We start from the raw sequence: 23,155 nt of genomic DNA on the forward strand, positions 1-23,155 counted from the left end.
TTAATGGCTAATAAAGAAGTAATAAATGGAGACAAATATGGCAGCGGTTCCAGAGCAGATTTTAGGTAAGCAAAATGCCCAAGACGTTGATCCGGGCGAGACTCAAGAATGGTTGCAGGCGCTTGATGGCGTGATTCGCAACGAAGGTCCAGAGCGGGCTGCCTATTTAATAGACCAACAAATTTCTCATGCAAGGGTGAATGGTGTAGTCCAACCTTTCCATGCGGAGACTCCTTACATTAATACCATTCCAGTTGAAAATCAGGCGCGTTTGCCAGGCGATCAAAATGTGGAACATCGGATTCGTTCATACACTCGCTGGAATGCCATGGCGATGGTGCTGCGTGCCAACAAAGACACTAACGTTGGTGGGCACATCTCTTCATTTCAGTCTGCGGCAACTTTATATGACGTAGGCTTCAATCACTTCTGGCATGCTCCATCTCCAGAGCATGGCGGCGATCTCATATTTGTTCAAGGCCACTCAGCACCAGGTGTGTATGCACGTGCATATATGTTGGGCCGTCTTGAAGACAGTCAACTCGATAACTTCCGTCAAGAAGTGGGCGGCAAAGGTATCTCTAGTTACCCACACCCATGGTTGATGCCAGACTTCTGGCAGTTCCCAACGGTATCAATGGGCTTGGGCCCGATCATGGCGATCTACCAAGCGCGCTTCATGAAGTATCTGACAGACCGTGGATTTATTCAGGAGCAAAGCCGCAAGGTTTGGGCTTTCCTCGGTGACGGTGAAACCGACGAGCCAGAGTCTTTGGGCGCGATTGGAATGGCTGGCCGTGAAAAACTGGACAACCTCATTTTTGTTATTAACTGCAACTTGCAGCGCTTAGATGGACCAGTGCGCGGTAACGGAAAAATTATTCAAGAGCTTGAAGGTGAGTTCCGAGGTGCAGGTTGGAATGTCATCAAAGTGGTGTGGGGCGGTCAATGGGATGCCTTATTTGCTCGTGATAAAAAAGGCATCTTGATGCAGCGTCTTGGCGAAATCGTTGATGGTCAGTACCAGACGATGAAGTCTAAGAATGGCGCCTATGTTCGTGAGATCGTATTTAATACGCCAGAGCTAAAGGCCTTGGTAAGCGACTGGAGTGATGACGAGATCTGGCAACTGAATCGTGGCGGCCATGATCCTCATAAAGTCTTTGCAGCTTTCCATGCTGCCGTAAATCACAAAGAGCAACCAACGGTTATCTTGGCTCACACCATTAAAGGTTACGGTATGGGTGGATCTGGTGAGGCAATGAATATCGCCCACCAAGCCAAGAAGATGAATGCGGATGACGTACGTCGTTTCCGTGATCGTTTTGAGATTCCAGTTAAGGATGAGCAGTTAGATGAAATGCCTTTGGTGAAGTTCGCTGAAGGCAGCCCTGAGCTCGAGTACATGAAGGCGCGCCGTCAAGAATTGGGCGGTTACTTGCCGCAACGTCGCACCAAAGCAGAGAGCTTGCCAGTTCCAGCATTGGATGTTTTTGCTCCTTTGCTTGAGGCGACAACAGAAGGTCGTGAAATTTCCACAACGATGGCATTTGTACGCATGCTCAACACTGTCGTGCGCGACAAGGTATTAGGTAAGCGCGTGGTGCCAATTGTTCCGGATGAGTCTCGCACCTTTGGTATGGAAGGCATGTTCCGCCAGTTAGGTATCTGGAATCAGTTGGGTCAGCTCTATACCCCAGAAGATCATGATCAATTGATGTTCTACAAAGAGGATAAGACTGGTCAGATCTTGCAAGAGGGTATTAATGAAGCTGGTGGTATGTGCGACTGGATTGCAGCCGCTACTTCTTACTCCACTCACGGCGTGCCAATGTTGCCTTTCTACATCTTCTACTCGATGTTTGGTTTCCAGCGTATTGGTGACCTAGCGTGGGCAGCCGGTGATATGCGTAGCCGTGGCTTCTTACTAGGCGGTACAGCCGGTAGAACTACTTTAAATGGCGAAGGCTTGCAACACGAAGATGGTCATAGCCATCTGTGGAGTGGTGCAGTTCCGAACTGCATTAGCTACGATCCAACATTCTCCTTTGAATTGGCGGTAGTGATTCAGGACGGTATGCGTCGCATGCTAGAAGTTCAAGAAGACGTGTATTACTACGTGACCCTGATGAATGAGAACTATGCTCATCCAGCAATGCCTAAGGGCGCTGAAAAAGACATCATCAAAGGGATGTACAAGTTGAAGTCTGTTGGTGATGCCAACGCAAAACTGCGCGTACAACTCCTAGGTTCCGGAACCATCTTCCGTGAAGTGATTGAAGCCGCTGAGATTCTTCATAAAGACTGGGGTATCGCTTCAGACTTGTGGGGTTGCCCAAGCTTTACTGAACTTGGTCGCGATTGGACTGCGGTACACCGCAATAACCTTTTAAATCCTACGGCTGCTCCAGCTTTATCTCATGTTGAGAAGTGTCTCAAAGACACCTCTGGCCCTGTGATCGCCGCAACTGACTACGTTCGTTTGTTCGCTGAGCAAATTCGTCCAGCAATTCAACATATGGGTCGTCGCTATGAGGTCTTGGGTACGGATGGATTTGGTCGTTCCGATACTCGCGAAAAACTCCGTGATTTCTTTGAAGTAGATCGTCGTTGGGTTGTGGTAACCGCTTTGAGATCTTTGGTTGACTCAGGTCAGCTTGATCGCTCTAAGTTAGCTGAAGCGATTAAGAAATACAACATCGACACTACTAAACCAAACCCAATGACGGTTTGATAAGAGATAAATACTATGAGTCAAATAATTGAAATCAAAGTCCCAGATATCGGCGACTACAAAGATGTGCCGGTAATCGAAGTATTGGTTAAAGCTGGTGACAAGGTTGAGAAAGAACAATCCATCGTTGTTCTCGAATCTGACAAAGCAACCATGGATGTTCCTTCATCACACTCTGGCATCGTCAAAGAGGTCAAGGTGAAGGTTGGTGACAACCTCTCTGAAGGCTCATTGGTTATCACTCTGGAAGAGGGCGCAGCAGCTTCTGCTGCAGCACCGGTGGCAAGTGCTCCTGTGCAAACTCAGGCGCCTGCAAGCGCAAGCACAGGTGGCGCACCAATTGAAATCAAAGTCCCGGATATCGGCGACTACAAAGATGTGCCGGTAATCGAAGTATTGGTTAAAGCTGGTGACAAGGTTGAGAAAGAGCAATCCATCGTTGTTCTCGAATCTGACAAAGCAACCATGGATGTTCCTTCATCACACGCTGGCATCGTCAAAGAAGTCAAAGTGAAAGTTGGTGACAACCTCTCCGAGGGATCGGTGGTTGTTATTTTAGAAGGCGGATCTTCGTCTGCTGCTCCAGCGTCAGCATCCACTAATGCAATAGCGGCAACAGCGGCACCAGCGGCAAGCAAAGCGCCTGCTGTTGAGCCTCCGATTGCTCGTGCCCCAGCGCCACCTCCTGTGAGCAGTACACCTGCACCAGTAGATGCAGCTGTTAGCCACGCAAGTCCATCAGTGCGTAAATTTGCACGTGAACTCGGTGTCACCATTACGCAGGTAAAAGGTTCCGGTCCTAAAGGCCGCATTACACAAGAAGATGTCCAAGCATTTGTGAAGGCTGCCATGAGTGGTGGGGCCGGTAGTCCTGCCGCTGCTTCTAGTGGCGGCAGCTTAGGCGGATTAAATCTGATTCCTTGGCCTAAGGTTGATTTCACGAAGTTTGGTGAGATTGAGCGTCAGCCATTAAATCGTATTAAGAAACTCACAGCTGCCAATTTAGGTCGTAACTGGGTCATGATCCCGGCAGTGACCTATCACGAAGATGCTGACATTACTGATTTAGAAGCCTTCCGTGTACTCACTAATAAAGAGAATGAGAAGAAGGGCGTCAAGATCACGATGCTCGCTTTCTTAATGAAGGCTGCCGTTGCTGCATTGAAAAAATATCCAGAGTTCAACAGCTCCTTGGATGGCGATGATCTGATTCTGAAGAAGTACTTCAATATTGGTTTTGCTGCCGATACGCCAACTGGTTTGGTTGTGCCGGTAATTAAAGATGCAGATAAGAAGGGCATCTTTGAGTTAGCTAAAGAAACTTCAGAGCTAGCAGCGCTTGCTCGTGATGGCAAATTAAAGCCAGATCAAATGCAAGGCGCAAGTTTCACAATCTCCTCTTTGGGCGGCATTGGTGGAACCTACTTCTCGCCGATTGTGAACGCCCCCGAAGTTGCAATCCTCGGTGTAAGCAAAGCCTCTATGAAGCCTGTATGGGATGGCAAGCAATTTGTACCTCGTCTCATTTGCCCCTTGTCTCTATCCGCTGATCATCGCGTGATTGATGGCGCATTGGCCACACGTTTCAATGTGTACATTGCACAGCTATTGGCCGACTTCCGTCGTGCCAGTCTGTAAGGAGGATCTATGGCTAAGCAAATGATCCTTGTTCCGGATATTGGTGATTATTCAGATGTACCGGTGATTGAGGTATTAGTAAAAGTTGGCGATGTTATTGAAAAAGAGCAGCCGCTATTAGTGCTTGAATCTGATAAAGCGACTATGGAAGTGCCGGCTGATGCTGCAGGTACTGTCACCAGCATTGCAGTCAAGTTAGGCGATAAGGTTAGCAAGGGTTCTGTGATTGCGGAGATAGAGGCGAGTGGTGCTGCAGCTGCACCTGCGGCTAAGCCTACCTCAGCACCAGCTTCACCAATAGCCACGCCAACAATTACAGCAGCTCCTGCGCCGATAGCTGGTCAATACAGCGGCAAAGTAGATCATGAGTGCGAGGTGTTGGTACTTGGCGCTGGCCCTGGCGGCTATAGCGCAGCATTTCGCAGTGCTGACTTGGGTATGAATACAGTTTTAGTTGAGCGTTATCCAACTTTGGGTGGCGTTTGCTTAAACGTAGGTTGCATTCCATCCAAAGCGTTGCTGCACACGACTTCGGTCATGGATGAAGTGAAGACTATGGCCAAACACGGCATTACTTTTGGTGCGCCAAAGATTGAGATTGATCAATTGCGTGGCTACAAAGAGTCCGTGATTGCAAAATTAACTGGCGGTCTCGCTGGTATGGCTAAGGCCCGTAAAGTAAAAGTTGTTCGTGGCTTAGGTAAATTCTTGGACGCGAACCACGTTGAGGTTGAGTTAACCGATGGCTCTGGCCAAGATCTCACAGGTAAAAAAGAAGTGGTGCGCTTTCAGAAGGCGATCATTGCGGCTGGTAGTCAGCCCGTGAAGCTGCCTTTCTTGCCAGAAGATCCCCGTATTGTTGATAGCACGGGCGCTTTACTACTGAAGAGCATTCCAAAGCGTATGTTGGTTATTGGCGGCGGCATTATTGGTTTAGAGATGGCAACCGTCTACAGCACGCTAGGGTCACGCATTGATATTGCCGAGATGATGGATGGTCTCATGGCGGGAGCTGATCGTGATTTAGAAAAGGTCTGGGAGAAATTCAATGCCGGACGTTTTGAAAAGATTATGCTCAAAACCCGTGCTGCAAAGGCAGAGGTAAAGCCAGATGGCATTCAAGTGGCGTTTGAGGGTGAGAATGCACCAGCTGAACCACAAACCTACGACTTGGTATTGGTTGCAGTAGGACGCACCCCGAATGGTAAGAAGATTGATGCCGGCAAAGCGGGTGTTCAAGTTGATGAGCGCGGCTTTATTCCTGTTGATAAACAAATGCGCACTAACGTTTCTAATATCTTTGCGATTGGTGATCTGGTTGGTCAGCCTATGTTGGCCCACAAAGCGGTTCACGAGGGTCATGTAGCGGCCGAAGCTGCTGCAGGTGAAAAATCCTATTTCGATGCGAAGCAAATTCCATCTGTTGCCTATACCGATCCAGAAGTGGCTTGGGCTGGATTAACAGAGGAGCAGTGCAAAGCTCAAGGCATTGCTTACGAAAAAGGTTTATTCCCTTGGGCTGCCAGTGGACGTGCAATTGCCAATGGGCGTGATGAAGGTTTCACAAAACTCATTTTTGATGCCACGACCCATCGCATTATTGGTGGCGGTATTGTTGGTACACACGCCGGTGATTTGATTGGCGAAGTTTGCCTGGCAATCGAGATGGGTGCAGACGCCGTAGATATTGGCAAAACCATCCATCCTCATCCAACCCTGGGTGAGTCTGTAGGTTTGGCTGCTGAAGCTGCGCATGGTCATTGCACTGACTTGCCTCCCGTTAAAAAGAAGTCATAGGTCAGTTCACGAGAGTTGCCTAGAGCCTCAAGCATCAAAGAAAAAGCCCCGAGAGATCGGGGCTTTTGATTTAGGGCAGCCTTAAATGGAGTCTTTAAGAAATCAGTTCCGCACTGAGTTCGCGAATACGTTCATCCACATAATATCCACCGCATTCTGTGTAACGCAGATACTTGCTTCCACAGTGTTTGCATTCATAAACATCGGACTTGTTATATGGATGGTAGGGGATGGAAATGGGGGCATCCTTTGACCACATATCGGTTCCATTAGGATGATCCTCATCCCAACATTCTGGAGCGTCCTCCACCCTGAGGGTCCCTAGGCATTCCAATGACTTTGTTGTAAAGCCTCCCGGGATGCTTTCCCAGCCACTGCAGTTGAGGGATTGGCAGTCGGGGCACTTCTCTTTGGAGCTAGCGGACTTAGCTAGCGATAGTAATTCCTCTTTGTTGAGGCTTTTGGGCATTTTGAGATTTTTATATAAAAGGGCGCTGAGTAAGGTATATTTTTACCAAAGAATAGATCTTAGCCTATGCCTTATTCGGATAGGTAATGAAAGAGAGAAAAAATGAAGAGACAGCTATTTCTAGGAATGGGACTTTGCTTATTGCTTTCCATGCACAATGCAAATTCTCAGGGTGCTTATCCTTGCCCAACAGTTAAATTCGTTTCACCTTATCCTCCAGGCGGAACAACGGATATTTTGGCGCGGATGCTCTCGCCGGGATTAGCCAAACAGCTCGGTACAAACGTGATTGTTGAAAACAAAGGTGGGGCTAGCAGCAATATTGGAACAGAGTATGTGGCTAACTCTGCTTCGGATGGTTGTACTCTCTTGCTCGGAAACAATACTGGCGTAGTGATCAATCAAAATTTATACAAATTAAAGATCAACCCATCAAAAGACTTAGCAGCGGTTGCGGAAGTTGCCTCTGTTCCGCTGGTGCTGTATGTCAATTCTTCTGTGCCGGCAAACACTGTGGGAGAGCTAGTTGAGTTAATTAAAAATAATCCTGGCAAATATAGCTATGCCTCAGGCGGCAGCGGCAGCCCTCAGCACTTGATGGGAGAGATGCTCAAGATGGAGAAGCAGCTAGATCTCACGCATATTCCATATAGGGGGCAGGGTCCAGCCATGGCTGATGTGCTTGCTGGTCAGGTTCCCATTGCCTTTGAGACAACAACTGCAATAGCGGCACAGATGTCTTCTGGTCGCATCCGTGTATTAGCAACTACTGGCGCCGTAAGACCAAAAAACTTTCCTAATATCCCCGCCATGAAAGAGCTTGGCTACAGCAGCTTTGTTATTGAAAACTGGTACGGTGTTTTTGTTGCAGCTAAAACACCATCTGTTTTGATTGCTAGATTAAATAAAGCAATTAATACAGTTCTGAAGGAGCCAGAGGTTGCTGCAAGTCTAAATAAGATGGGCTCGAGTGATGTGGTCGGCACTTCAGAGCAATTTACCCAATTTATAAATAAAGAAATCCCTTATTGGGAATCTTTGGTTAAGCGCACCGGCGCTACAGTTGATTAAATAATTTAAGAGGAATGCAAGATGAATAATGGCTATGAAATCCAACCCAGAAAAGACGCCTTCAAAGAGGGTATCGCCGCCTTAACTGGTTTAGCAACCTCCGTTGTCAGTGACGTATTGGGTAGAACCATTGGTGCAGTTGATATTTTGCCGGTTAATAAGTCACCAGTTTCTGTTTGTGGAAACGCAGTTACTGTTAACGCCCGCTCTGGCGATAACTTAATGATCCATAAAGCATTGCAATTTCTGCAGCCGGGCGATGTTCTGGTGGTGGACGGTGGCGGTGATATTTCGCGTGCTTTGTTTGGTGAAATCATGATGACTGTTGCTAAATCAAGAGGGGCAATTGGTGCAGTATTTGATGCCGCCATTCGAGATGTTGAAGCGTTTGAGAAACATCAATTCCCTTGCTGGGCTCGTGGGATCAATATGCGTGGCCCATTTAAAGATGGTCCAGGCAGCATTAATGTGCCCATTTCTATTGGCGGGATGATTGTCAATCCTGGTGATGTCATTCTTGGCGACTGCGATGGAATTATTGCCTTGCCTCCTGAGTTGGTGATGGAGGGTGCGCGATTGGGCAAAGAAAAAGAACTGGTAGAGCGCAAAACAATCCAATCGATATTGGATGGTAAGTATGACGATGCTTGGATTGACGCGACATTAAAGCAAAAAGGCGTTTTATGAAATTTAAAACAACGTTGTCAATCTTGCTGAGTGCAATTGCGCTGAACTCATTTGCTGCCTATCCCGATAAATCCATTAAATTCTTAGTGCCTTGGCCGCCTGGTGGGGCAACGGATCAGGTGGCGCGTATTTTGGCAATGCCGCTCACCAAAGAATTGGGTGTTTCTGTGTTTGTGGAAAATAAGGGCGGTGCTGGCGGCAATATTGGAACCCAGGCCTTCCTACAAGATAAGCCGGACGGTTATTCCATCTTAATGGCGACCAGCTCCACTAACGCAGCAGGACCACATTTATTTTCAAACCAAGGATTTGATGCGGCGAAAGACTTCACGCCAGTGGTGTTGGTTTGTACGATTCCAAACATCATGGTTGTCCCGGCCGCTTCACCGTGGAACAGCTTAAAAGATTTAATGACTGATGCAAAGCAAAACCCAGGTAAGTTCACTTATGGATCTGCCGGTATTGGCGCCTCACAGCATTTGGCTGGCGCGCAATTTAAAACAGTAACTGGTTTAGATATTCGCCATGTACCTTACAAGGGTAGTGGGCCAGCAGCCGTAGATCTCATGGCAGGTCATATTGACATGATGTTAGATACGGGCTCTATGGCCAATATTAAAGGTGGCAAGCTAAAGGCTTTGGGTGTTGCATCAGAAAAGCGTATTCCTGAGTTACCTAATGTGCCAACTATGAAAGAAGCCGGCGTAGCAATGGTGGCCAATGCTTGGTATGGCGTGATGCTGCCAGCTGGCGCTCCAAAGGATGTTACTGAGAAACTAAATGCAGCGGTTAATAAGGTGCTCAAAGACCCAGAGGTGAGAAAACACCTCCAATCTATTGGCGCTCAAGTAGACGGTGGTTCCGTAGCTGAATTTACAAAGTTCTCTCAGTCTGAAATTAAGCGCTATGAGGGTATTGTCAAAATGTCAGGGGCTCCCAAAGAGTAAATGCAATGAAAAAAATCATCTTCAGCCTCTTGCTTGTAACAAGCGCTTTATTTGGGGCTAATCTCTTCGCGCAAGAGTACCCAAACAAGCCCATCAAGGTACTGGTGGGGTATGCGCCAGGCGGTGCAGTTGATTTAGTCGCTAGAACGCTAGGAAAAAGCCTGTCCGATTCAATGGGGCAAGCAGTCGTGATTGAAAACAAACCAGGCGGCGGCACAAATATTGCAGTAAGGCAATTAATTGATAGTCCGCCGGATGGTTACACCTTGATGGTTGCGGCAAATGCATTGGCAGCCAACATGTCGTTGTACAAGCCACAGCCTTTTGATATCGATAAAGACATCACTCCAATTGCCATGATTGGGCGGGTGCCAGTGGTTATTGCAACTTCTGCCGATGGTAAGTACCAAAAATTATCTGATTTGATTAAGGCTGCAAAATCAAATCCTGACTTCATTACCTATGGGACGCCCGGTAATGGTGCTACGCCTCATATGGCTATGAAATTTTTTGAGCAGGCCGCAGGAATTTCTTTAAAACATATTCCCTATAAAGGCGGCTCTCCAGCGATTACTGATCTCATTGGTGGTCAGCTGGACTTGGTAGCAGTCAATATGCTGGAAGTAGCCCCGCATGTCAAAAGCGGAAAACTGAAGATCGTTGCTGTGATGAGCGCTAAGCGCTCGCCATTATTTCCGGATATTCCTACAGTTGCTGAATCGGGCTTCCAGGGTTTTGAGGCTTCTGTTTGGTACAGCCTTATCGCTCCTGCCAAGACTCCGCCAGCGATCGTTAAAGCACTTCATGCTCAAGTAGAGAAGGCGCTGCAGTCCAAAGAAATGATGGAGAGGCTTGGTTCTGTGGGCGGGGAGGTAAGCCCGGGCACTACCGCCCAACTAACTAGCTATTTGAATTCAGAGCGGAAACGTTACGAAAAATTGGTGCGTGAAGCTAATATTCAGCCAGACTAATTTGCACCGAGGCCTTCGTCTAAAAAATATCCGTCATCACCCCAAAGGAAAGAGTCAATGATTATTGATTGTCATGGTCACTACACAACCGCGCCAAAAGCTCTGAAGGCATGGCGCGATGCTCAGGTTGCCAATTTAAATACTCCAGAGTTAGGGCCAAAAGTATCTGATTTAAAAATTAGTGATGATGAAATTCGTGAGTCCATCGAAGAGAATCAGCTAGCCAGAATGCGCGAGCGTGGCATCGATGTGACGATCTTCTCCCCTCAAGCAAGTTTTATGACTCACCATATTGGCGACTTCAATACGTCGGCAACATGGGCTGCGATGTGTAATGAGCTTTGCTATCGCGTAACCCAGCTATTTCCAAAAAACTTTGTTGGTGCTGCAATGTTGCCTCAGTCTCCGGGTGTGGATACTAAAACCTGTTTACCGGAGATGCGAAAGTGTATTAATGAATACGGATTTGTCGGCATTAACCTCAATCCAGACCCATCTGGTGGACACTGGCGCGATCCTCCATTGAGCGATCCCTATTGGCACCCAATCTACGAGGAGATGATCTCCCTTGATGTGCCAGCAATGATTCATGTGAGTACTAGCTGCAATGATTGTTTTCACACAACCGGGGCCCATTACCTGAATGCGGATACCACGGCATTTATGCAATGCTTAACTTCTGATTTATTTGCACAATTCCCGCAATTGCGTTTCCTTATTCCGCATGGCGGTGGCGCAGTTCCATATCACTGGGGTCGGTTTAGGGGGCTTGCTAAGGATATGGATATTCCGGATATCAATCAGAAATTATTAAACAACATTTATTTTGATACATGCGTCTATCACCAGCCAGGCATCAATCTCTTAGCTGAGGTGATTCCAGCAAAAAACATCTTGTTTGCATCAGAAACTTTTGGTGCAGTAAAGGATGTTGATCCAGATACCGGCTTTTATTTCGATGATACGCGTCGCTATCTGAATGCAGTAAATGGTTTAAGTGCCCCAGAAAAAGCCATGATTTTTGAGGGTAATGCACGCAAAGTATTTTCCAGAATTAATAATCGGATTCCTAAATGAGCGAGGGCATGATGACGTCCGAAGAATTTGATCGCTTATATAGGGGGCGTTTGGAGTGCTTAGCCACTTCTAATTTAAGTGACGCTCTAGATAAGCTGGGCATTTCTGCAGCGGTGATTGGCATTGTTCCCCAGTGGGGCAGGACTAAGGTGATTGGCAGGGCGATCACTATCCGAATGATTGCTGCAGGGGCGGCGCAAAGCAAAGTTCATCTGGGTGTAGATGCAATATTTTCAGCATCGCCTGGTGATGTCATCGTGATTGATAATCGCGGCGACCTCAACAACAACTGTTGGGGGGAAATTCTTTCCATGGGCGCATTGCAGAAAAAGATATCTGGTGTCGTGGTGGACGGCGCAGTGCGTGATGTCGATACCTGTGAAGAATTTGGTTTTCCGGTACACGCAAGAGGTACCGTTCCTATTACTGCACGGGGTCGAATAGTCCAAGAAGCATGGAATATTCCGATTCGAGTTGGAAACATTCCAGTCTTGCCGGGCGATGTGATTGTTGCCGATGTAAATGGTTTGGTGGCCATTCCAGCTAATCGACTGGAAGAAGTATTAGCTGCAGCAGAAGTGATTGCTGCGAAAGAGTTGGCAATGGTTCAGGCCCTAAGAGAAGGGCAATCCATTATCGATGTGGATAAGCAATTTAACTACGAGCAGATGCTAAAAAATTAGTCTCAATAGATGAGGATCATGATGAATGCACGCAATATCACCAAAATTACCCTGTTGAAATTCATTGGCTTTTTATGCATTGGACTATTTGCCCAATTTTCTTATGCAAACTATCCATGTTCGGTAATCAAAATCATCTCTCCATATCCACCGGGCGGTGCAAGCGATGTTTTGGCCAGAATGTTGGTTCCTGGCTTATCCAAACAGCTTAATGCCAATGTCATCGTTGAGAATAAAACAGGGGCCAGCGGCAATATTGGTACTGAGTTTGTTTCCAGTGCCGCCGGAGATGGCTGCACTCTCTTACTTGGTAACAGTACGGGGATTGTGATTAACCGCAATTTATATAAACTGAGAAATGATCCCATTGTGAGTCTAAAGCCTGTTGCCGAGGTTGCTGCAGTGCCGATGGTTTTGTATGTCAACTCTTCGGTGCCCGCTAATTCAGTTGCAGAACTGATTGCACTCATTAAAAAGGAGCCTGGCAAATACAGCTTTGCCTCACCTGGTAGCGGAAGTACCCACCATCTTTTGGGTGAACTGCTTAAGCTAGAGCAAAAGCTGGATATGACGCACATTCCATACAGGGGGTCTGGACCTGCTATTGCTGATGTGTTGGCTGGTCAGGTGCCTATGGCATTTGAATCCACAGGTGCAATGGTGCCTCATTTAAATAGTGGAAAGGTGCGGGCACTTGCCACTACTGGAGCTGTACGCGCAAAAAATTTACCAGACGTACCCACAATGAAAGAGCTTGGCTATCCAAAATTCGTAGTTGAAAATTGGTACGGAATTTTTGTACCAGCGAAGACACCCAATGCATTGGTAAATATTCTTAATAAAGAAATTAATAAAGTCTTGGCCTCTGCTGAGGTTTCTGAAACGCTTTCTAAGATGGGCTCTTTAAATGGTGAGCAAACCCCTGAGCAGTTTGCGGCATTTGTTAAAAAGGAGATTCCGTATTGGGAGCTCCTGGTTAAACAGTCCGGCGCTACCGCCGAATAGTTGTAGCCATAAAAAAGCCCCGAGACATCGGGGCTTTTGCATTGCAGGTCAAAGCCTGCGATTGATTTAATAGCAATTATTTCTTTTTGGCGGCCTTGGTGGCATTGCCTGCAGCCTTGAATACTGTGTCAGCAGTGCTGTGAAGATTGGTTTGAGCAACTTCAACTGCATGCTTGACTGCTTTTTGGCTGGTTTCAAATACGTTATTTGCTGAGGCGATGGCTTGCTTCATTGCTTGTACGGCGGCATCAGAACCGGCGGGTGCATTTTTAGTCCACTCTTCAACCAAAGAATTCATTTTCTTTTGACCCGCTTGAAATTCTTTTTCAGCTGACTGGGTAAAACTATTTTGAGTCTCATGAGCCAATTCATATAAGTGACGGCTATACGCCATGATCTTCTCTGCCATTGGCTGAACGGCTTCGGCTTGATGGGCGAGCAGCTGTTGTATGTCTTTTACTTCCAAAGCTTTCTTGGCGCTATTCATGCTATCGCCCAAGGTTTGTTTGGCAATGTGCATATTGAGTTCAACTAATTTCTCAATACTCTGGAGTGCCTGGTTTGTTAAGCCGCTGAGCGTTTCTAAATTGGCTTTTTGTGCTGCGGCGATTTGTTCAGGTGTTAAGTTCATTTCGTTCCCTTTCAAATGGGTCTTTTTTGACTGAATGATGTATGTGCTCTATTTTAATTTCTTCTGCACCACGATAAGCGTTTAATATTGCGTTGCAGCGTAAAAAGAGGCTGCCAGGCTACTTGGGTCGGGGAATTCCAAAAGAGCCTAAAATCAGTGTTTAGATAAAAATTCTTAATATTTTCAGCAAGTTACCCATGAAGCTAAGCCTCGATAACGCCATTGCACCTATATTTGTACTCATTTGGAGTACTGGGTTTGTGATTGCGCGTTTGGCAATGCCGTATGTAGAGCCAGCCACATTCTTATTTTGGCGTTTTGCAGGTGTTTTGGCGGCCATGGCTGCGCTTAGTTTGGTCTGGAGAATTACTTGGCCAAGCTGGTCTCAAATCAAGCATATTGCAGTCGCAGGTATGTTGCTGCAATTTGGCTATCTCTTAGGTGTTTGGTTTGCCGTACGTCTTGGTATGACCGCTGGTCTGGTTGCCATCATCGTTGGTCTTCAACCTATTTTGACGGCTTGGTTTGCTGCTTGGGTATCAGAGAAGGTAACGCCAAGACAGTGGATTGGTTTGGCTTTTGGTTTTGCTGGGGTTGCTTTAGTTGTGGCTGAGAAGATTGGATTTGCTCATATTCCTTTTGTTAGCTACGTGTTGGCATTTATTGCACTTCTATCGATTACGTTTGGAACGCTGTATCAGAAAAAATTCTGCCCCGTATTTGATTTGCGTGCCGGATCCTCAATTCAGTTTGGCGTCTCTGCAGTTCTCTGTTTTGTCTGTATGTATTTCTTTGAAACTGGCGTCATGGTTTGGAATGCATCAGTCATCGGTGCGCTGTTGTGGGCGATCTTTCCCCTATCTATCGGGTCGATCAGTCTGTTATTTATGATGATTCGTAAAGGGGCTGCAACCAAGGTAACCAGTCTTTTGTACCTCACACCGCCGACAACGGCAGCAATGGCATGGCTCCTATTTGACGAGCCATTTACCCTAATGATGGCTGCCGGTCTATGTTTGACGATGACAGGGGTGGTTCTGGTAAATGCACGTCAAACCAACACAGTAGCGACGATTGCAGAGTAGGGTGGGCGAAATAAAGCCAATTTAGTGGAATGAATTAACCAAGATGGGGCGAATAAATCACTTTGCCCTCAAGAAATTAATTATCATTCCGTATGTTGAAAGTTTTGGAAGGTATTTTGGGATGCGTTTGAATCGATTTTGGCTCTTGGTCTGCACATTGCTGTTTGCTGTTGGCGCTACTCTAAATAGTCCTGTCATTGCTTCCACTAAGGATAAGGAAAAGCAGACAAAGACTACTAAAGTAGTTACGAAGACCGCTTCAAAGTCCCCCAAAAAGCCAAAAGCCGTTCGAGTCACGGTTACTCGATCAAATGAACCGGTGATACCTGCAAGACCATCACTTGCTACTGCCTTAGGTTTACGTGGTCAGCATGATGACCTTAGCCTCAAATCAAGCGTTGCAATGGTAGTTAATCAAGACACTAAAGAAGTGTATTTTGAAAAAAATCCATCTGTAAGTTTGCCAATTGCTTCAATCACAAAGCTGATGACTGCAATGGTGGTATTGGATTCCAAATTGCCATTAGATGAAACACTCGTGATTAATGCGGATGATGTGCATATCTATCGCACCTCACGCTTAGCGGGCGGCACAGTGCTGACTCGTGAAGAGGCATTGCTGCTAGCGCTCATGTCTTCTGAGAACCGTGCGGCATATACCTTGGGTCGCAATTATCCAGGCGGCATTCCAGCATTTGTGGATGCAATGAATCGTAAGGCAAAAGAATTGGGAATGGATCATTCGCATTTCGCTGATCCTACGGGTCTTCTCAGTGAGAATGTGGCAACTGCCGAAGATTTAACGCGCATGCTAAATGCGGCTTATCAATACAAGATGATCCGCGAGTTCTCTACTTGGCCAGATTTGACTATGGTGATTGCAAAGCGTCCCCAGAAGTTCTTAAATACCAATCGACTAGTGCGCTCCGGTGATATGAATATCGGCCTTCAGAAAACTGGCTTCATTAACGCTGCCGGTAAGTGCTTAGTGATGCAAGCTAGAGTCAACAACACGCCATTGTTATTAGTGTTCTTGGATTCTGTCGGCACACAGTCTCGTTTTGCCGATGCCGTGCGCGTTCGTGACTGGTATGAGCGCATGCCATCTGGTGCACAACCAATTCGCCGCTTGATGTAATTCGGTGGGTAGAGAGTTAGGCCGTAGCGCCTGGCTCTGCAGACTTGGGTTTGAAGCCCATTCCTTTAGAGATTTGCAGGGCAGTGTCTTGTAGCGCTCTGAGCCAATCTGCCTGAATTCTGTCAGTTGGGGCGCTTAGAGATAAACCGGCAACCAATTTGCCCGTGTCATCCAAAATAGCGGCAGCAAGACAGCTCACACCTAGCTCGAGCTCTTCATCATCGCGAGCGTTACCCACTTTTCGAACTTGATTCAATTCAGTTTCGAGTTTGGCTAAATCGGTAATGCTGTTTCTAGTGTGCCCAGACAAACCGGTGCGCGTGACATAGGCGCGAACCTGATTGGGATCATCACTAGCCAAGAATAGTTTTCCTACCGAGGTGAGATGCAAAGGTGCGCGACCACCAATGGCACGAACTACTTGCATGCCAGAACGTTCGCTGTAAGCGCGATCGATATAAACAATCTCATCGCCTTGGCGCACGGAAAGATTGACAGTCTCGCCCGTCAGTTTGTGCAGGGTGCGCATATGTACTTGGGCAGCATCACGTACAGAGAGTCTGCCTTTTACAAGATTGCCTAGCTCTAATAGTTTGAGACCCAGTCGATAAGTACCACCGTCACCGCGCTCGACTAATCTGCAAGCGACCATATCGTTCAGGATGCGGTGAGCGGTAGATGGGTGTAGGCCAGTCTGCTCAGCGAGGCTTTTAAGGCTACAGGACTCTTCTTGATCGGCTAGGGCGTCCAGCAAATTCATCATGCGCTCCACCACCTGGATAGCTGTCTTGCCAACTTCACCAGTAGTTTTAGAGGTTTTGACGACTTTGCTTGTGTTCATAGGGCTAATTGTAGCGATTTTTGGGCTGCAATTGCATATTATGAAATGGGATTTTATAGATCCCAGTGCTAAAAAGCCTAGTTTTGGTGCGTCTAAATGGGGTTTTGTTGCCTAAGAGTGACTAAGAATGACTAAGGATGCCTAATAGCCCTGGCGCACTCATTCACAAGGTCTGGGCCTCTGTAGATTAAGCCGCTATAGAGTTGAACCAGACTTGCGCCAGCCATGATCTTTTCACGGGCATCTGCGCCACTCATGATTCCGCCGACACCGATGATGGGTAGATCATTACCAAGTCTTGCCTTGAGCGTTTTGATAACCAAATTCGAGGCTGTCCGAACTGGGGCGCCAGATAGCCCGCCAAGTTCTTGACCATGCTCCATGCCTTGAACTGCCTCTCGAGAAATAGTTGTGTTGGTGGCGATGATCGCATCGATACCAAATTCCATTAAGAGATCAGCAATGAGATTGATATCGGCGTGATCTAAGTCTGGAGCAATCTTTAAAAAGAGTGGTTTACGAACACCATGGCGATCGCTTAAACGCTTTCTAGATTCGTCCAGATCGCTTAGTAATGCACGCAGCATCTCTTCGCCCTGGAGAGAGCGTAAGTTCTGCGTATTAGGGGAGGAGATGTTCACGGTAATGTAGGTGGCTATCTCATAGACTGCTTCCATGGCGAGAACATAGTCACTGGCTGCATCTTCAATTGCAGTACTAGCGTTCTTGCCAATATTTAAACCAAGAACACCGCCGTTTTGCCAAAACTTGGAGCGACGTACTCGTGCTACGCAGGCGTCAACACCATCGTTGTTAAATCCCATGCGATTAATAATTGCTTCAGCTTGTGGCAGGCGAAACATGCGAGGCTTTGGGTTGCCGGGCTGAGGGCGTGGCGTTACGGTGCCAATTTCTAAAAAGCCAAATCCCAATGCTGCAAGGGAATCAATGTGTTTGCCATCTTTATCTAAACCTGCAGCCAGACCAACAGGATTAGGAAATTCAATGCCGCACAGTGTTTGTGGATCGGCGAGAGGCTTAGTGATGAAGCGCTTTAGTAAACCCCAGTGCTCAGCACGATCTAAGTTACGTAATGTGACGTTATGGGCTTGCTCAGGGTCTAAACAAAATAGCCAAGGGCGTAAAAAGGAATAGCGATCGATCATGGGTAGATATTATGACCCAGACAGTGGCTGCCAGTGATCATCAATCAAGCCCTCCATGGGCTGATATTTGACCTTATAGGACATCTTTTCACTCTCTTTAATGAAGTAGCCAAGATAGAGATAGGGTAGTCCCAGACCGCGTGCTTGCTCTATCTGCCAAAGAATACTGTAGCTGCCATAACTTGCAGATGGTTCTGAGGTGTCATAGAAGGTATAGACCGATGAAATTCCTTGCTCAAGGATGTCAATCATACTGATCATGCGTAAACGTCCAGGATGCGGATCATGGGGGCCATCACGAAACTCCACAATGCGCGAGTTCACACGACTTTGTAATAAAAACTGCATGTACTGATCCTGATCATCGCTATCCATATCGCCGCCGGCATGACGTTGGTTCTGATAGCGCTGATAGAGTTGGTAATGCTCTTCTTGATAACTGAGATTAAGTACAGTCGCCTCTAGTCCGGCGTGCTTCTTCCAGGCACGACGCTGGCTTCTAGAAGGGGTAAATTGATCAACCAAAATACGCGTAGCAATGCAGGCTCTGCATTCATCACAGTAGGGGCGGTAGGTATAAAGGCCACTTCGACGAAAGCCTGCATGAATAAGTTCGTTATACACATCAGCATGAATGAGATGTGATGGTGTCGCAACCTGTGAGCGCGCAGTCTTATTGGGAAGATAGCTGCAGGCGTAGGGCGCTGTTGCATAAAACTGCAAGGCTGTTAATGGGAGCTCTTTAATCCGGGTCATAGCCAGTGATGCAAGATGGTTTTGTCAAAAGTCCAAGAATGCTTCATATTAGATTGATTAAAGCATATTTGCAGTTGCTCTAGAAATGCCTGACGTGGGATCGGTGCAGCCCCCAAGGAGTGGAGGTGGGCCGTCTCTTGTTGGCAATCAATCATCCCAACCCCGATCTCCAAGCACCATGCTGTGAGCGCTGCTAATGCAATTTTGGAGGCATTGGATTTGCGACTAAACATTGACTCTCCGAATACCATGCCACCAAATGAAACACAGTAGAGGCCGCCGATAATTTGACCATTCTCAGTAACGGCAATGCTATGAGCATTGCCTTGTTCGTATAGAGAGGTGTATGCATCCATGATTTCATGGGTAATCCAAGTTCCATCTTGATCTTTGCGGGAGCTCGTTGCGCAAGAGCGAATCACGGCACCAAAATCGGCATCTACCAAAATTTGGGAGCGCGTATCTTGGCAAAAGTGGCGAATGATTTTTTGCAGAGAGTCACTGCATTTAAATTCAGAGGGTTTTAATACCATCCTAGGGTCAGGGGACCACCATAAAACTGGTTGGTTATCCGAATACCAGGGAAATATTCCTAGTTGATACGCTTTAGAAAGCTGCCCTGGATAAATCCGTTCGCTAACAGCGATTAGCCCTGGAACACTGGGGTCAGGATCAACCTCAAACCGAGGGTTGGGAAAGGAGTCATGCGGCCCTAGCCAGGAAATCTGACTCATCTTTAACGATTAAATTCTTTCGGATGGCAAAACATCGCGACTGCGGACATGAAATTCCTTGCCCGCCTCTAAAGCGCCAGATGCGCGGTCGGCAAAAAACCATTCGAGTGTTTGTTTGACGGTAGGAAAGGCAATATCACCCCAGGGAATTTCATGTTCCTCAAAGAGTGCTACTTCTAGACTTTCTTCACCCGCGCAGAACTCGGGGGATGTCATTTTTGCTAGATAAAACAAATGAACTTGTTCTGCGTGAGGCACATTTAACAAGGAGTAGAGCAGTCCGATTTCTACTGCAGCACCAGACTCTTCCAGGGTTTCTCTGGCAGCGCCATGACTAGTACTTTCTCCAAGCTCCATAAACCCTGCTGGAAGCGTCCAATAACCTAATCGTGGTTCGATTGCGCGGCGGCAAAGTAAAACCTGTGTGCCATATACCGGAATGCTGCCAACCACATTACGAGGGTTTTGATAATGAATACTGCCGCAAGCCTCACAGACGTGACGCTCGCGTGAGTCGTCTGCAGGTATCTTGATCGTCAATGTAGCAGCGCAGTTGGGGCAGTACTTCATGTCGACTTTCTAAAAGTGGGCTTTGATGGCGCCTCGCAAGGCATTGCAAAGAATAATCTCATCTGCCATTGAAACATCTTCAATAGTCAGGTTGGCTTCACGGGCATTCATAGACGGATCGGCCAGCAGGGTGGCGCGCATTACCCCAGGCAACAAGCCTGCGGAAATTGGCGGGGTTAACCATTCTTGGCTATTTTTGGATTTAATGAAGATGCTCGTTCTGCCGCCTTCGGTGACAAAGCCTTGTTCGTTGGTGAAGAGGGCATCAAATCCGCCTAGCTTAGAAGCTTCTTGCCAAGCTAGGTCATAAATATTTCGAGTACTTACTTTATGGCGCAGTAGCGGGTCTCCAGAGAACATTTCAGTGTTTGCCGACAAAATATCTTTGGCCCAGAAGATCTTCGCTGGTTCGGAGATAGGATCAAGTATGCCGGTTGATATTGAATAATCGCCATTCACCAAAAGGTCCAAGCGCAAACGATGGAGATGTTTTTTTTCTAGTTGGGCACAGGTATCTAACACTAGATTCTGTGCGGCAGCCCAATCAAATGGAATTCCTAAGGCATTAGCAGAGGCACGCATGCGAGCGAGGTGCGCATGCAGTCGCTGTGGTTCGCCATTGACAATAGCAATCGTCTCAAATAAGCCTGTTGCGCTAGGTAGATCCATTAAGAATGCGGACTTAATATGGCACTCTTGCCATTCACTAGCTGCATCAGAATCATTGGTAATGCCGGCGCCTATGCCCAGCGTAAAGTTGGACTGATGAGAGCTCTTATTTTCATTGATCTCTACGGTGCGAATCGGAACGCTAAAAGCAAAGTCGCCATTGGGGTCAAGCCAGCCTAAAGCGCCACAGTAATACCCACGATCTTCACCCTCAAGCTCTTGAATAATTTCCATACTGCGTTTTTTTGGTGCGCCTGTGACAGACCCACAAGGAAACACGGCGCTCAAAATATCAAACAAACTGTTATCCGGCTTTGCTTGGCCCTGCACGGTTGAGGTCATTTGCAATACATCACCATGTCTTGCCACTTCAAATAAATGCGGAACAGTGACTGTGCCTGGAAGCGAGATACGACTTAAATCGTTGCGTAATAGATCAACAATCATGACGTTCTCAGCTTGATTTTTTGGATCATCAGATAGTGCACTAGCTAAATCGGATAAGGCGCTGGCGGTACCCTTCATCGGCATGGCTTTTAGGGTATTGCCTTCGCGCGCAATGAAAAGTTCGGGAGATTGCGATAAAAGTTGGCGATGCCCATGGTCAATGTAGGCGCCAAATCTTCCTGGCTGACGTTCACGCAGACGTTGATATAGCGCCAAGGGCGAACCATATATCTCACCATGGATTCGGTAAGTATGATTAATCTGATAAGTATCACCATTGCGAATATATTCTTGAATGGTCTCGATATCAGAGGAAAATTGCCGCTCGTTTAATGATTCCTTAACGTCTAGAACCCCGGCAACTCTTTCTGTGGCGGGCAATTTTGCCAGCTGCTGATCGATATATTGGTCTACTTCTGGCTTGGATAGTTTATCGAAGCCAGTAAAAGACCATGCCTCAATTAATGGATGAGGTTGCTCTCCATCTTTTGATCTTTGCTTTAGCTTATGAATTTGTCTGCCAAGCTCGTAAGCGAAAGCGGCCACCACAAATTGCCCCTTAGCCAGTGCTGCAGATATTTCTGCTAAGCAAGCTTGCGTTGCAATGTAATCTCGATCGTTATCGCCGCTAGGAAGAATGCACCAGTAATGCAAAGCATCTCCATAGAGGCGGCTAGAGGGTTGGGCCGCAGTGCTTTGTGCATCATCGAGCAAAATCATTGCAGCTGACCCAGTACTCTCGAATTACTTCAGAATGGTTGCGGATTCAATGGTGACAGTCTTGGTAGGAACATCAGCCATTCTGCCCATGCGTGGAGCCGGGGCAACCATGGTTGGAATCTTGCGAATGGCATCAATGGTTTGAGTTCCAGAAATGACTTTGCCAAATACGGTGTAGCCATTGCCCATTGCATTTGGGTAATCCAAAGCGGCATTGTCATTTACGTTGATAAAGAACTGTGAGGTTGCTGAGTCTGGATCTGACGTGCGAGCCATTGCAATCGTGTAGCGATTATTTTTTAAGCCATTCTGCGCCTCAGAGACAATCGGACCATTGGTTGGCTTTTGGGAGAGGTCGGGAGTAAAGCCGCCACCTTGAATCATGAAGCCATCAATGACGCGGTGAAAGATCGTGCCGTTGTAAAAACCGCTTTTGACATAGTTCAAAAAGTTGGCAGTCGATTTTGGAGCCTTAACATCATCTAACTCCACTACGAAATCACCCATGGTTGTTTTAAATTCCACCTTAGGGCCTGCGAGGGCGGCTTGGCTTAAAAAACAACTTACGATAAGAACGAGGGTGGTAAATAGCTTGCGCATAAAAACTCCTTAAATGATTGAAAAGTTCTATATAGAAGATTGTATTGCGCAATCCTCGAATGGATGTAAAGCGCTTGTAGTCTATTAAGCTAGACCATTAGGGACATTGCCGGCATAGGCGTACGAGGCTTCATTGAACATGCCGGGGCGCGCAAGGTAATCCAAGGTCCAATCGATTGTGTCAACACCCCAAAAGCAGTGTTGATTGACAATCAAAGCGGGAACACCAAAGGCGCCATCTACTTTTGCTTGATTCGTATTGGCAATCAGTTGGGCCTTCACCTCTGGATTTTCAGGTTTGGCGGTATCGGCCGGTAAGCCCAAGTAGATGCAAAATTCAGGCCAGGAAAGGTTGGGGTCCTTGCCCTCCATCCACACATAGTCAAAAGCGCGCTCAACCATTTCCCAATTTGCTTGATGCTCAACCAATAAACGTTGTGGTGCAACTGTCATAAAGGGGTGGTGTTCGGGAAATCGAAAAGGGATACCTAACTTTTCTGCTTGCCACACACAAAATTGATAGGTGTGTGGACGTTTGGCAGCGATTTCACCAGGGCCTTTATTTTCTGTCGCTCTAAATAGTCCACCCAAGAGGATTGGTACAGGCTTGATGTCAAGTTTTTGCTCTAAACGCTTTCTCTGCTTGACATAGAGATAGGCGAATGGCGAAATAATGTCGTAATACAGGGTGGCTGAAATTTTTTCGCTCACGAGATCAT

Annotated in this window: 22 protein-coding genes; 12 read left to right on the plus strand and 10 right to left on the minus strand. The window is 47.0% G+C overall.

The genetic code is table 11. From position 1 onward, the window contains the following. Positions 1 to 37: 37 nt before the first annotated feature. Genes aceE through lpdA form a run of 3 tightly spaced genes read left to right on the plus strand, consistent with a single transcriptional unit; the run spans position 38 to position 6,169 of the window. A complete protein-coding gene (aceE, locus tag C2745_RS03735) occupies positions 38 to 2,734 on the plus strand; it encodes a pyruvate dehydrogenase (acetyl-transferring), homodimeric type (RefSeq protein WP_215385160.1) in 2,697 nt (898 codons plus the stop codon). Between the two features lie 15 nt (positions 2,735 to 2,749). Further along, positions 2,750 to 4,372, plus strand: coding sequence for a dihydrolipoyllysine-residue acetyltransferase (gene aceF, locus C2745_RS03740; RefSeq protein ID WP_215385162.1), 1,623 nt, complete (start codon positions 2,750 to 2,752; stop codon positions 4,370 to 4,372). A 9-nt stretch (positions 4,373 to 4,381) separates the two neighbouring features. Further along, positions 4,382 to 6,169, plus strand: a complete 1,788-nt coding sequence (gene lpdA, locus C2745_RS03745) for a dihydrolipoyl dehydrogenase (RefSeq protein ID WP_215385163.1) — start codon at positions 4,382 to 4,384, stop codon at positions 6,167 to 6,169. Positions 6,170 to 6,263: 94 nt separating this feature from the next. On the opposite strand, the gene C2745_RS03750 is transcribed toward lpdA, so the two are convergent. After that, positions 6,264 to 6,638 (minus strand): hypothetical protein, encoded by a 375-nt coding sequence (locus C2745_RS03750; RefSeq protein WP_215385165.1) that lies wholly within the window; start codon positions 6,636 to 6,638, stop codon positions 6,264 to 6,266. Between the two features lie 102 nt (positions 6,639 to 6,740). On the opposite strand from C2745_RS03750, the gene C2745_RS03755 reads away from it, so the two are divergent. From C2745_RS03755 to C2745_RS03785, 7 genes are read left to right on the plus strand one after another with little or no spacing between them, the layout of a single operon-like run. Further along, positions 6,741 to 7,709 (plus strand): tripartite tricarboxylate transporter substrate binding protein, encoded by a 969-nt coding sequence (locus C2745_RS03755; RefSeq protein ID WP_215385167.1) that lies wholly within the window; start codon positions 6,741 to 6,743, stop codon positions 7,707 to 7,709. Between the two features lie 21 nt (positions 7,710 to 7,730). Further along, a complete protein-coding gene (locus C2745_RS03760; RefSeq protein ID WP_215385169.1) occupies positions 7,731 to 8,396 on the plus strand; it encodes an RraA family protein in 666 nt (221 codons plus the stop codon). Next, complete coding sequence (locus C2745_RS03765) at positions 8,393 to 9,343, plus strand: tripartite tricarboxylate transporter substrate binding protein (RefSeq protein WP_215385171.1); 951 nt, start codon at positions 8,393 to 8,395, stop codon at positions 9,341 to 9,343. The genes C2745_RS03760 and C2745_RS03765 overlap by 4 nt, the downstream gene beginning before the upstream one ends. A gap of 5 nt (positions 9,344 to 9,348) precedes the next feature. Beyond that, the gene (locus C2745_RS03770) at positions 9,349 to 10,314 is read left to right on the plus strand and encodes a tripartite tricarboxylate transporter substrate binding protein (protein ID WP_215385173.1); all 966 of its coding nucleotides are present in this window, start codon (positions 9,349 to 9,351) and stop codon (positions 10,312 to 10,314) included. A gap of 57 nt (positions 10,315 to 10,371) precedes the next feature. Further along, positions 10,372 to 11,391, plus strand: coding sequence for an amidohydrolase family protein (locus C2745_RS03775; protein ID WP_215385174.1), 1,020 nt, complete (start codon positions 10,372 to 10,374; stop codon positions 11,389 to 11,391). Next, the gene (locus tag C2745_RS03780; RefSeq protein WP_215385176.1) at positions 11,388 to 12,074 is read left to right on the plus strand and encodes an RraA family protein; all 687 of its coding nucleotides are present in this window, start codon (positions 11,388 to 11,390) and stop codon (positions 12,072 to 12,074) included. The genes C2745_RS03775 and C2745_RS03780 overlap by 4 nt, the downstream gene beginning before the upstream one ends. Positions 12,075 to 12,092: 18 nt before the next feature. Next, positions 12,093 to 13,079, plus strand: coding sequence for a tripartite tricarboxylate transporter substrate binding protein (locus C2745_RS03785; RefSeq protein WP_251368396.1), 987 nt, complete (start codon positions 12,093 to 12,095; stop codon positions 13,077 to 13,079). A 76-nt stretch (positions 13,080 to 13,155) separates the two neighbouring features. Here the strand turns inward: C2745_RS03785 and C2745_RS03790 are convergent, their stop codons facing one another. Then, the gene (locus C2745_RS03790; RefSeq protein ID WP_215385178.1) at positions 13,156 to 13,710 is read right to left on the minus strand and encodes a phasin family protein; all 555 of its coding nucleotides are present in this window, start codon (positions 13,708 to 13,710) and stop codon (positions 13,156 to 13,158) included. 197 nt (positions 13,711 to 13,907) lie between these two features. Between C2745_RS03790 and C2745_RS03795 the strand changes: the two genes are divergently transcribed. After that, positions 13,908 to 14,795: a DMT family transporter gene (locus tag C2745_RS03795; RefSeq protein ID WP_215385180.1), complete on the plus strand. Its 888-nt coding sequence runs from the start codon at positions 13,908 to 13,910 to the stop codon at positions 14,793 to 14,795. Positions 14,796 to 14,916: 121 nt separating this feature from the next. Then, entirely contained in the window at positions 14,917 to 15,933 is a 1,017-nt protein-coding gene (locus tag C2745_RS03800) for a serine hydrolase (protein ID WP_215385181.1), read from the plus strand. A gap of 16 nt (positions 15,934 to 15,949) precedes the next feature. On the opposite strand, the gene C2745_RS03805 is transcribed toward C2745_RS03800, so the two are convergent. From C2745_RS03805 to C2745_RS03840, 8 genes are all read right to left on the minus strand, one after another. Further along, the gene (locus C2745_RS03805; protein ID WP_215385183.1) at positions 15,950 to 16,774 is read right to left on the minus strand and encodes an IclR family transcriptional regulator; all 825 of its coding nucleotides are present in this window, start codon (positions 16,772 to 16,774) and stop codon (positions 15,950 to 15,952) included. 131 nt (positions 16,775 to 16,905) lie between these two features. Next, the gene (locus C2745_RS03810; protein WP_215385185.1) at positions 16,906 to 17,940 is read right to left on the minus strand and encodes a quinone-dependent dihydroorotate dehydrogenase; all 1,035 of its coding nucleotides are present in this window, start codon (positions 17,938 to 17,940) and stop codon (positions 16,906 to 16,908) included. Between the two features lie 9 nt (positions 17,941 to 17,949). Next, a complete protein-coding gene (locus tag C2745_RS03815) occupies positions 17,950 to 18,696 on the minus strand; it encodes an arginyltransferase (protein ID WP_215385187.1) in 747 nt (248 codons plus the stop codon). Next, positions 18,693 to 19,430: a leucyl/phenylalanyl-tRNA--protein transferase gene (gene aat / locus C2745_RS03820; protein ID WP_215385189.1), complete on the minus strand. Its 738-nt coding sequence runs from the start codon at positions 19,428 to 19,430 to the stop codon at positions 18,693 to 18,695. Before aat ends, C2745_RS03815 begins: the two co-directional genes overlap by 4 nt. Positions 19,431 to 19,439: 9 nt before the next feature. Then, the gene (locus tag C2745_RS03825; RefSeq protein ID WP_215385190.1) at positions 19,440 to 20,000 is read right to left on the minus strand and encodes an NUDIX hydrolase; all 561 of its coding nucleotides are present in this window, start codon (positions 19,998 to 20,000) and stop codon (positions 19,440 to 19,442) included. Between the two features lie 9 nt (positions 20,001 to 20,009). Continuing rightward, on the minus strand, positions 20,010 to 21,836 hold the full coding sequence (locus tag C2745_RS03830) for a bifunctional chorismate-binding protein/class IV aminotransferase (RefSeq protein WP_215385191.1): 1,827 nt from the start codon (positions 21,834 to 21,836) through the stop codon (positions 20,010 to 20,012). Positions 21,837 to 21,860: 24 nt separating this feature from the next. Continuing rightward, positions 21,861 to 22,436 (minus strand): peptidylprolyl isomerase, encoded by a 576-nt coding sequence (locus C2745_RS03835; RefSeq protein WP_215385192.1) that lies wholly within the window; start codon positions 22,434 to 22,436, stop codon positions 21,861 to 21,863. Between the two features lie 84 nt (positions 22,437 to 22,520). Further along, positions 22,521 to 23,147 (minus strand): 2-hydroxychromene-2-carboxylate isomerase, encoded by a 627-nt coding sequence (locus C2745_RS03840; protein ID WP_215385193.1) that lies wholly within the window; start codon positions 23,145 to 23,147, stop codon positions 22,521 to 22,523. Positions 23,148 to 23,155 lie beyond the last annotated feature (8 nt).

Source organism: Polynucleobacter sp. AP-Kolm-20A-A1 (assembly GCF_018688315.1).
GTDB lineage: Bacteria > Pseudomonadota > Gammaproteobacteria > Burkholderiales > Burkholderiaceae > Polynucleobacter.